Genomic DNA, 10,972 nt, shown 5'->3' with positions numbered 1-10,972 from the left:
TCGAAGTCGGCGGCGTCGTGCAGGAACCCGCCCTCGCGGCCGTAGGTCCGGCCCGGGGTGCCCGGCTCCGGGTGGTACACGTCCGGGTCCCAGCCGCGGTCGGCGGGCAGCGCGGTCACGGCGTCGGTGCTGTCGGCCACCAGCCGCCACAGCCCCTCGGGGGAGGTGACACCGCCCGGGTAGCGGCAGCCCATGCCCACGACCACCACCGGGTCGGTGCCGCGCGGGGCGCCGCCGCGCTCGGCCTCCTCCAGCCGCCGGCGCGTCTCGCGCAATTCGGCGGTGGTGCGCTTCAGATATTCGAGAAGTCGCTGCTCGTTGCTCACCGAGACCTACTCCTTCGGTCCGAAACTCTGGCGACTCACTCGCGTCACACGCGGATTTCCCTCGGCCGTCCGCGGATTTCCGCCGACCGCCGGACAAAGCCGCTGAACAGTCAGAAACGCTACTGAGGGCCCAGGGGCCGGCCAACCCTTAGCCGACCCCTGCCACCCCTGATCGCGGCAAAGGGGGCCACTCAGGCACCCGGCAGGTCCAGCTCGCCGTCGAGGATGTCGAACAGCTCGTCGGCGGTGGCCCCGGTCAGGTCGCTGTCGTCGGCGGGTGCCGCCGGACCGCCCGGGGTGAGCTGGTCCGCGAGCGCGCGCAGCCGGGCGGCGAGTTGCTCCGCCCCGGTGCCGGCCGCGGCTCTCAGGATCTCTTCCAGCCGGCTGATCTCGGATTCCCAGGGGATTTCCGAAACCGGTGTGGCCGGTTTGATGCGCTGCCCGATGTAGGCGGCGACATCCGCGGCCGTCGGATAGTCGAAAATCAGCGTGGCCGGAAGCCGCAGCCCCGTGGTTGCATTCAGCTGGTTGCGCAATTCGACGGCGGCCAGCGAGTCGAATCCCAACTCGCCGAATGCCCGGTCGGGTTCGATCGCGTCCCCCGAGGCGTGCCCCAGGGCGGCCGCGATCTGGGCCCGTACGACGTCCAGGACCAGCTGCGCGCTGTCCTCGGGGCCGAGCCCCGCGATCCGCTGGGCGAGGTCGCCGGCCCGCGGCCCCCCGGCCGACGGACGCCGGCGGGGAGCCGGGGCCAGCCCCCGCAGCAGAGCGGGCAGCGCGCCGCCACGGGCCCGCAGCGCGGCGGGGTCGGTGCGCAGCGGCACGGTCACCGCGTGACCGGACCGCAGCGAGGCGTCGAACAACGCGAGCGCCTCGTCGGCCGGCAGCGCGGGCGTACCGGCGCGGCGCAGCCGCTCCAGGTCCGCGTCGCCGAGCCCGCCCGCGAGCCCGGTGTCCACGTCCCACAGCCCGTAGGCGAGGGACGTCGCCGGGAGGCCGAGGGAGTGGCGGTGCTGGGCGAGGGCGTCGAGGAAGACGTTCGCGGCGGCGTAGTTGCCCTGACCGGCCGCCATCACCAGGCCGCCGGCGGAGGAGAACATGGCGAACGCGGTCAGCTCCAGACCGGCCGTCAGCTCGTGCAGATGCCAGGCGGCGTCGGCCTTCGCGGCGAGGACGCGGTCCAGCTGCTCGTCGGTGAGCGCGGCGACCAGGGCGTTGTCGGCCACGCCGGCGACGTGGACGACGGCCCGGAGCGGGTGGTCGACTCCCCCGACGAGGTCCGCGACCGCCTGCCGGTCCGACATGTCGCAGGCGGCGACGGTCACGTCCGCGCCGAGCGCGGCCAGTTCGTCGCGCAGGCCCGCCGCACCGGGGGCGTCGGGGCCGCGCCGGCTGGTCAGCAGCAGACGGCGTACGCCGTGCTCGGCCACGAGGTGCCGGGCGAGCAGCGCGCCGAGTCCGCCGGTGCCGCCGGTGATGAGGACGGTGCCGTCGGGGTCGAGCGGCAGGTCCGGGAGCTCGTCGGGCAGGTGGAGACGGGTCAGCCTGGGTACGAGCAGCTGCCCGCCGCGTACGGCGACCTCCGGCTCGCCCGAGGCGAGCGCGGCACCGACCCCGTCGTCGGTGTCCACCAGCACGAACCGCCCCGGGTTCTCCGCCTCCGCCGCGCGTACCAGCCCCCACACCGGGGCCTGTTCCACGGCCACGTTCTCGCCGTCGGCCGTCGCCACCGCGCCACGCGTCACCACCGCGAGCGTCGACTGGGCGAACCGCTCCTGCGCCAGCCACTGCTGTACGACGGCCAGCACCCGGCCGGTGCCGGCGCGGACGTCGGACAGCGGGTCGGGGGACGGCTTGTCGGCGCAGTACAGGACGCAGAGCGGCGGCACGACCGCGTCGTCGGGCAGGGCTGCCGCCTCGTCCCACTCGATCCACTCGGGCGCCGTCCCCGAGGTGGCCGCGGCGGGCTGCCAGGTGATGTGCAGCAGGGCGTCGTCCGGGCCCGTGGCGCCCAGCTGTTCGCTGGACACCGGCCGCGAGAGCAGCGACTCCACGGCGAGGACGGGGTGTCCCTGGGCGTCGGTGACCGCGAGCGTCAGCCCGTCCTGCTGCGCCACGGGGGCGAGGTGCACGCGCAGCGCGTCCGCGCCCGCGGCGTGCAGCGTCACGCCGTTCCAGGCGAACGGCAGCAGCGTCTGCCCGCCGCCCTCACGGCCGGGGATGTCCAGCAGCCCCACGTGCATCGCCGCGTCGAGCAGCGCCGGATGCAGCCCGAACCGCCGGGCGGCCGGGTGCTCGCCCTCCGGCAGCGCGACCTCCGCGTAGAGGTCGTCGCCGCGCCGCCAGGCGGCCTTCAGTCCCTGGAACGCCGGGCCGTAGTGGTAGCCGAGGTCGGCGAGGTCCGGGTACGCGGACTCCACCGGGATCGGCGTGGCACCGGGCGGCGGCCATGCCTCCGCGCGGGCGGCCGGTGCGTCGGCCGGGGCCTCGGCCAGCACGCCCTCGGCGTGCCTCAGCCAGGGCAGATCGGGTTCGTCGTCGGGGCGCGAGTGCACGGTGACGGTCCGCCTGCCGGAGTCGTCGGCGGCTCCGGCGACCACCTGTACGGCCATGCCGCCGCGCTCGGGGAGGATGAGCGGGGCGTGCAGGGTCAGCTCCTCCAGCACGGGGCAGCCGGTCCGCTCCCCCGCCTGCAGCGCGAGTTCGACGAAGCCGGTGCCGGGCAGCAGCACCCGCCCCAGCACGTCGTGGTCGGCGATCCAGGCGTGCGTGGCGGCGGAGATCCGGCCGGTGAGCACGGCCCCGCCGTCGTCGGGAAGGGGCACCACGGCCCGGAGCACGGGATGGTCGAGCGCGGTCTGCCCGGCATCCGCCGCGCCGCCGGCCGAGGCCGGGGCGGTCATCCAGTAGCGGGTGCGCTGGAAGGGGTACGTCGGCAGGTCGATCCGACGGGCGCCGGTGCGGTCGAAGTACGCCGGCCAGTCCACGGGGGCGCCGCTGACGTGGAGTTGGGCGAGGGCTCCCACGAGCGCCTGGGGTTCGGGGCGGTCCTTGCGGGCGGCCGCCCCGGCGACGGTGATGTCCTCGGGGTCGAGGTTCTGCTGGAGCAGGCCCGTGAGGATGCCGTCGGGGCCGAGTTCCAGGAAGCGGGTTACGCCCATGGCGTGCAGGCTGGTCACGGCGTCCGTGAAGCGGACCGCCTCGCGGACCTGGTTCACCCAGTACTCGGGCGAGGTCCAGTCGGTCGTCTGGTCCCCGGTGACCGTGGAGACGCAGGTCAGGCGGGGCTCGGCGAAGGTCACCGATTCCGCGACCGCTGCGAAGTCCTTGAGCATCGGCTCCATGAGCGGGGAGTGGAAGGCGTGCGAGACCTTCAGCCGCGTCGCCTTGCGACCCTGAGCCTTGAAGTGCTCGCCGATCGCCAGCGCTTCGTCCTCGTCGCCGGAGACGACCACGGACGTGGGGCTGTTGACCGCGGCCAGCGACACGGCATCGGTGAGCAGGGGCCGTACCTCGTCCTCACTCGCCTGTACGGCGACCATCGCCCCACCCGGAGGCAGGGCCTGCATCAGCCGACCGCGAGCCGCGACAAGCCGGGCCGCGTCCTCCAGGGTCATCACCCCGGCCACGTGCGCCGCGGCCAGCTCGCCGATCGAGTGACCGGCCACCGCGTCCGCCCGTACACCCCACGACTCGACAAGACGCCAAAGCGCCACCTCGAAAGCAAACAGCGCAGGCTGCGTGAAGCCGGTCCCCTCCAGCACGGAGGCATCCTCACCCCACACCACATCCCGCAACGGCCGCTCCAAATGCGCATCCAGCGCCCCGCACACAGCATCGAAAGCCCCGGCGAACACAGGGAACGCGGCATACAACTCCCGCCCCATCCCCAACCGCTGCGCACCCTGCCCGGTGAACAACGCCGCGGTCTTGCCACCCGCGACCACCCGACCGGTCACCACACCCGAAGCCGGATCGCCGGCAGCCAGCGCCGTCAGCGTCTCCACTCCGCCGTCCAGCACCACGGCCCGGTACTCCATCGCCACCCGCGACGTAGCCAGCGAGTAGCCCAGGTCCAGCGGCGCGCACTCCCCCGCCACCGAAGCCAGCCGCCCCGCCTGCGCCGCCAGTCCGGCGGCCGACTTCGCCGACACGAGCAGCGGCACGACGGACCCCGACACCACCAACTCGGTCCGCGCCGGCTCCTCGACCTCCTCCACGATCACGTGCGCGTTCGTCCCGCTCAGCCCGAAGGACGAGATCCCCGCCCGGCGCGGACGCCCGGCGGCCTCCCAGGCGCGCGCCTCGCTCAGCAGCCGTACGTCGCCCGCCGTCCAGTCCACCTGGGTACTCGGCGAGTCGGCGTGCAGCGAAGGCGGCAGCGTGCCGTGCCGCATCGCCATGACCATCTTGATGATCCCCGCGACGCCCGCGGCGGCCTGGGTGTGCCCGAAGTTCGACTTGACGGATCCCAGCCACAGCGGACGATCGGCCTCGCGCCCCTGCCCGTACGTCGCCAGCAGCGCCTGCGCCTCGATCGGGTCGCCCAGCTTCGTGCCCGTACCGTGCGCCTCGACCGCGTCCACGTCGGCGGCGCCCAGTCCGGCATCCGCCAGCGCCGCCCGGATGACCCGCTGCTGCGCCGGGCCGTTGGGGGCGGTGAGGCCGTTGGACGCGCCGTCCTGGTTGAGGGCCGAGCCACGTACCACCGCCAGCACCGGATGCCCGCTCGCCCGCGCGTCCGAGAGCCGCTCCAGCAGCAGGACGCCCGCGCCCTCGCCCCAGCCCGTACCGTCGGCGTCCGCGCCGAAGGACTTGCACCGGCCGTCCGGCGACAGGCCGCGCTGCTCGCTGAAGTACACCAGCATGTCGGGCGTGCCCATCACGGTCACCCCGCCGGCCAGGGCCAGCGAGCACTCGCCGGTCCGCAGCGCCTGCGCCGCCATGTGCAGCGCCACCAGCGACGACGAGCACGCCGTGTCGACCGTGACGGCCGGGCCCTCCAGGCCCAGGGTGTACGAGACGCGGCCGGAGACGATGCTGCCCGCCGTGCCGCCGCCGTAGTCGTGGTACATGACCCCGGCGTACACGCCCGTCCGGCTGCCCTTCAGCGAGCCCGGGTCGATGCCCGCGCGCTCCAGCGCCTCCCAGGAGGTCTCCAGCAGCAGCCGCTGCTGGGGGTCCATGATCAGCGCCTCGTTCGGGGAGATGCCGAAGAAGTCCGCGTCGAAGTCGGCCGCGTCGTACAGGAAGCCGCCCGCCCGGCTGTAGGTCTTGCCGGGCACGCCCGGCTCCGGGTCGTACAGTCCGGGGTCCCAGCCCCGGTCGTCGGGCAGCGGGGCGATGGCGTCCGTGCCCTCGGCGACGAGCCGCCACAGGTCCTCGGGCGTGGCCACGCCGCCCGGGAAGCGGCACGCCATGGCGACGATCGCGATCGGGTCGTCGTCGGTGACCCGTGCGGACGCGACGGCCGGTGCCGTCTCCCGTACGCCTTCGAGGAGTTCCAGGATGTGGCCGGTGACCGCCTGCGCGGTCGGGTAGTCGAAGATGAGCGTGGCCGGGAGCCGCAGGCCGGTGGCGGCGTCGAGCTGGTTGCGCAGTTCGACGGCGGTGAGGGAGTCGAAGCCCAGCTCGTCGAAGGCGCGTTGGGGCTCGACGGCGTCGCCGGAGGCGTGGCCGAGGACGGCCGCGACCTTGGCACGTACGAGCTCCAGCACGGCCTCCGGGCGCTCGGCGGGATCGAGCGCGGCCAGTCGGCTCCTGGCCCCGCCGCCGCTCCCGGTCCGGGCCCCGGCACGTCCGGGTACGCGGACCAGCCCGCGCAGCAGGGCGGGCAGCGTGTCGCCGTGTCCGCGCAGCACCTGGAGGTCGAAGGGCACCGGCACGGTGGCGGCCCGCCCACAGGACACGGCCCGGTCGAACAGCGCCAGCCCCTGCGCCTCGCTGACCGCCGGGGTGCCGGCCTGCCGCATCCGCTCCGCGTCCGCGTCAGCCAGGCCGGTGCCGAGACCGCTCGCCGAGTCCCAGAGGCCGTAGGCCAGCGAGGACGCCGGGAGTCCGGCGGCGCGGCGGTGGGCGGCGAGAGCGTCCAGGAAGGCGTTGGCGGCGGCGTAGTTCGCCTGTCCCGTCGAGCCGAGGGTGCCGGCCAGGGAGGAGAACATCACGAACGCCGTGAGCGGCAACTCCCGTGTCAGCTCGTGCAGCTGCCACGCGGCCAGGGCCTTCGGACGCAGGACGCGGTCGAGGCGGGCGGCGTCGAGGGCGGTCACCATGCCGTCGTCGAGCACGCCGGCGGCGTGTACGAGCCCGCGCAGCGGGTGTGCCGCGTCGATACCGTCGAGCAGTGCGGCGACCGCCGCCGGGTCCGCCACGTCGCAGGCGGCCACGGACACCTCGGCTCCCGACTCCTCCAGCTCCGCCCGCAGTTCGGCGGCTCCCGGGGCGTCGGGCCCGCGGCGACCCGCCAGCAGCAGATGACGTACGCCGTGCTCGGCCACCAGATGCCGGGCGACCAGGGCGCCCAGCCCGCCCGTGCCACCGGTGATGAGCACGGTGCCGTCGGCGTCCCAGGGCGCGGTGCCGTCGCCCGAGGGTGTGCGGGCGAGCCGGGGAACGAGCAGCTGACCGTCGCGTACGGCGGTCTCCGGCTCACCGGTGGCGAGCGCGGCGTCGGGCTCCGCATCGGTGTCGACGAGCCGGAAGCGCCCCGGATGCTCGGCCTGCGCCGCCCGCACCAGACCCCAGACGGGAGCCTGCCGTACGTCGACGTCCTCGCCCTCCACGGCGGCCACGGCACCCCGCGTCACCACGGCGAGCGTGGCCTGCGCGAAGCGCTCCTGTTCCAGCCACTCCTGTACGACGGCCAGCACCCGGTCCGCGAGAGCGGGGACGTCGGCGGTGACCTCGCCGTCGGAGGGGTCGCATGCGAGGACGACGAGCGGCGGGACCGCCCCGTCCTCCGCCAGCGCCTCCCAGGCGGCCCACTCCGGCACCGCGTCCGGGGTCCCGGCGGCGGGCTGCCACTCGACGTGGAACAGCGGCTCACCGGCCGAACCGGCCAGCTGCGCCGGGGACACGGGCCGGGCCACGACCCCGCCCACCGAGGCCACCGGCCGGCCCGTCTCGTCCGCGAGGTCCAGCGCGAGCAGGTCGGGCCCCGGCTGGGTGAGGCGTACCCGGAGTTCGCCCGCTCCCGCCTGGTTGACGGTGACATCCCGCCAGACGAACGGCAGCAGCGTGCCGCCACCGGTGTCGGCCAGCAACGCGGCGTGCATCGCCGAGTCCAGCAGCGCGGGGTGCAGCCCGTACCGGGCTCCCTCCTCGGCCTCGGGGAGCGCCACCTCGGCGAACAGCGTGTCGCCGCGCCGCCAGGCGGCCTTCAGGCCCTGGAACACCGGCCCGTAGTCGAGCCCGCGCTCGGCGAGGGTGTCGTACACCCCGTCGAGTTCCAGCGCCTGTGCCCCGGCAGGCGGCCACGCGGCCTCCGGGAAGGGCTCGGGCTCGGTCTCCCGGGCCGTCAACTGGCCCTCGGCGTGCAGGGTCCACGGCTGGTCGGGTCCGTCCTCGCCGCGCGAGTGGATCCGTACCGTGCGCCGGCCCGACTCGTCCTCGGAACCGACGACGACCTGGACGGCGACGCCGCCCTGCTCGGGCAGGATCAGGGGCGCGTGCAGCGCCAGCTCCAGCAGCCGCGAGCAGCCGGCCTCCGCCCCGGCCCGCAACGCCATCTCCACCAGCCCGGACCCCGGGCAGAGCACGACACCCTGCACCATGTGATCGGCCAGCCAGGGCTGCGAGGCGACGGACAACCGCCCGGTGAGCACCACCCCGTCCGACTCGGCGAGGCTCACCACGGCGCCGAGCATCGGATGCTCCGAGGAGGCGAGCCCGGCGGCGGGCACGTGAGCGGTGAGGGTGATGGCGTCGACCCAGTAGCGGGTGCGCTGGAAGGGGTACGTGGGGAGGTCTACGCGGCGGGCACCGGTGCCTTCGTAGTACGCCGCCCAGTCGATGGGCGTGCCGGTGACGTACAGCTGGGCGAGTGCGGTCAGCAGGGCCTGGGGTTCGGGGCGGTCCTTGCGGGAGGCGGCGGTGGCTACGGTGATGTGCTCGGGGTCGAGGTTCTGCTGGAGCAGGCCGGTGAGGATGCCGTCGGGGCCGAGCTCCAGGAAGCGGGTGGCGCCCTGGGCCTTGAGGGTCTGTACGGCGTCGGCGAAGCGGACCGCCTCACGGACCTGGTTCACCCAGTACGACGGCGAGGTCCACTCGGCTGGCTGTCCGGTGACCGTGGAGACGCAGCTGAGGCGGGGCTCGGCGAAGGTCACGGACTCGGCGACCGCCGCGAACTCGGCAAGCATCGGCTCCATCAGCGGGGAGTGGAACGCGTGCGAGACCTTCAGCCTCGTCGACTTGCGACCCTGCGCCTTGAAGTGCTCCCCGATCGCCAGGGCCTCAGCCTCGTCGCCCGAAACGACCACGGACGTGGGGCTGTTGACGGCCGCCAGCGATACGGCGTCGGTGAGCAGGGGCCGTACCTCAGCCTCGCTCGCCTGCACCGCGACCATCGCGCCACCGGCCGGCAGGGCCTGCATCAGCCGTCCGCGAGCCGCCACCAGACGCGCCGCGTCCTCCAGCGACAGGACCCCCGCCACATGCGCGGCCGCGAGTTCGCCGATCGAGTGACCGGCCACCGCGTCCGCCCGTACACCCCACGACTCGACAAGTCGCCAAAGCGCCACCTCGAAAGCGAACAGCGCAGGCTGCGTGAACCCCGTGCCCTCCAGCACCGCCGGATCCTCACCCCACACCACATCCCGCAACGGCCGCTCCAGATGCGCGTCCAGCGCCCCACACACCTCGTCGAAAGCCGCAGCGAACACTGGGAACGTGGCATACAACTCCCGCCCCATCCCCAGCCGCTGCGCACCCTGCCCCGTGAACAACGCCGCGGTCTTGCCCCCGGTGACCACCCGACCGGTCACCACACCCGAAGCCGGATCACCGGCAGCCAACGCCGCCAGCGCGCGCCCCGCCTCCGCACCGTCGGCCACCGCGACCGCCGCCCGATGCTCCAGCCGAGCCCGCCCCGTGGCCAGCGAGTACGCGACGTCCACCGGCCGTTCCCGCCCGGCGACGGCAACGGACGCCAGCCGTCCCGCCGTCTCCGCGAGTGCTTCCGGACCGTACGCGGACACCACCCACGGCACCACCGCCGGAGGCGTCGACGGCGCTTCCTCGGCCGGCTGCTCCTCCTCCGCCTGCTCCACGATCACGTGCGCGTTCGTCCCGCTCAGTCCGAAGGACGAGATCCCCGCCCGGCGCGGACGCCCGGCGGCCTCCCAGGCGCGCGCCTCGCTCAGCAGCCGCACGCTGCCCGTGTCCCACTCGACCTGCCGCGTGGGCGCGTCCACGTGCAGGGTGCGGGGCAGTTCACCGTGGCGTACCGCCATGACCATCTTGATCACGCCGGCGACCCCCGCGGCGGCCTGCGTGTGCCCGATGTTCGACTTGATCGACCCCAGCCACAGCGGACGCTCCGGGTCGCGGTCGCGGCCGTAGGTGGCGAGCAGCGCCTGGGCCTCGATCGGGTCGCCGAGCTTCGTGCCGGTGCCGTGCGCCTCGACCGCGTCCACGTCGGCGGCGGTGAGGCCGGCGTCCGCCAGCGCGGCCCGTATCACGCGCTGCTGGGACGGGCCGTTGGGCACGGTCATGCTGCTGGACGCGCCGTCCTGGTTGATCGCCGAGCCCCGCACCACCGCCAGCACCGGGTGCCCGTTGCGGCGGGCGTCGGAGAGCCGTTCCAGCAGCAGCATGCCGGCGCCCTCGCCCCAGCCGGTGCCGTCGGCGCCGTCGGCGAAGGACTTGCAGCGGCCGTCGGGGGCCAGCCCGCGCTGTCCGCTGAAGTACACCAGCATGTCGGGCGTGGACATCACCGTCACGCCGCCCGCCAGCGCCAGCGTGCAGTCGCCGCGGCGCAGGGCCTCGGCGGCCAGGTGGATGGTGACCAGGGAGGACGAGCAGGCGGTGTCGACCGTGATGGCCGGGCCCTCGAGACCGAGGGTGTAGGCGGTGCGGCCGGAGACGAAGCTGCCGGCGGCGCCGTCCGCGTAGTCGTGGTACATGACGCCCGCGTAGACGCCGGTCCGGCTGCCCTTCAGCGAGGCCGGGTCGATGCCCGCCCGTTCCACGGCCTCCCAGGCGGTCTCCAGCAGCAGCCGCTGCTGCGGGTCCATGATCAGGGCCTCGCGCGGGCTGATGCCGAAGAAGGCGGCGTCGAAGTCGGCCGCGTCGTGCAGGAAGCACCCTTCGCGGGCGTACGTCCGGCCGGGCACGCCCGGTTCCGGGTCGTACACGTCGGGGCTCCAGCCGCGGTCGGTGGGGAAGCCGGTGACCGCGTCCTTCTCGTCGGCCACCAGCCGCCACAGCCCCTCGGGCGTGGTGACGCCGCCGGGGAAGCGGCAGGCCATGCCGACGACGGCGACCGGCTCGCGCCGTTCGGCCGTCAGGCGGGCGTTCTCCCGGCGCAGCAGCTCGTTGTCGGTGAGCGATTTGCGCAGGGCCTCGACGACCTTGTCCACCGATGTGCTCACGGTCATCCTCGACTTCGCTTCGGTTGCGGTTTGCGGTCTGCGGGTGGGCCCCCGCCG

The 10,972-nt window shown here is 74.4% G+C and carries 2 protein-coding genes; both read right to left on the bottom strand.

What is annotated here, in order from left to right:
- On the bottom strand, window positions 1-326 hold a 326-nt coding region (locus tag AB0M28_RS31440), incomplete at its 3' end, for a beta-ketoacyl synthase N-terminal-like domain-containing protein (protein WP_365412557.1).
- A gap of 191 nt (window positions 327-517) precedes the next feature.
- Window positions 518-10,915, bottom strand: coding sequence for a type I polyketide synthase (locus tag AB0M28_RS31435; RefSeq protein ID WP_365412555.1), 10,398 nt, complete (start codon window positions 10,913-10,915; stop codon window positions 518-520).
- Between the last annotated feature and the right edge of the window lie 57 nt (window positions 10,916-10,972).

This window comes from Streptomyces sp. NPDC051940 (genome assembly GCF_040680895.1).
Lineage (GTDB): Bacteria > Actinomycetota > Actinomycetes > Streptomycetales > Streptomycetaceae > Streptomyces.
The sequence above is the reverse complement of the archived record's forward strand: the minus strand, read 5'-3'. Positions and strand labels throughout refer to the sequence as shown.